The 238-nt window shown below is 61.8% G+C and carries 1 protein-coding gene; it reads left to right on the top strand.

Annotated features, from left to right (window positions below; translation table 11 throughout):
- On the top strand, positions 1–238 hold a 238-nt coding region (locus tag QP363_RS13515), incomplete at both ends, for a gamma-glutamyl-gamma-aminobutyrate hydrolase family protein (RefSeq protein WP_284764873.1).

The following is a 238-nucleotide window of genomic DNA, read 5'->3' as shown; positions in this document are numbered from 1 at the left end:
GTGAAGCACACGTTTATTCAGAAATTGTTCCGCATACCATGTCCGCCGCGGATATGCTGGCGAAAAACCCCGCGGCCATTATTCTTTCCGGCGGCCCGGCATCCGTGTACGCGGAGGGTGCGCCCGCAATCGATAAGGATATTTTTGAGGCCGGGGTGCCCATCCTCGGGATCTGCTACGGGTTCCAGGCGATGGCCCAGGCACTAGGCGGGCGCGTGGGACGCACCGGCACTCGCGA

The sequence above is a fragment of the Corynebacterium sp. UMB6689 genome, assembly GCF_030215295.1.
Lineage (GTDB): Bacteria > Actinomycetota > Actinomycetes > Mycobacteriales > Mycobacteriaceae > Corynebacterium > Corynebacterium aurimucosum.
Note: the sequence above shows the minus strand (reverse complement) of the source record. Positions and strands in the feature narration are given on the sequence as shown.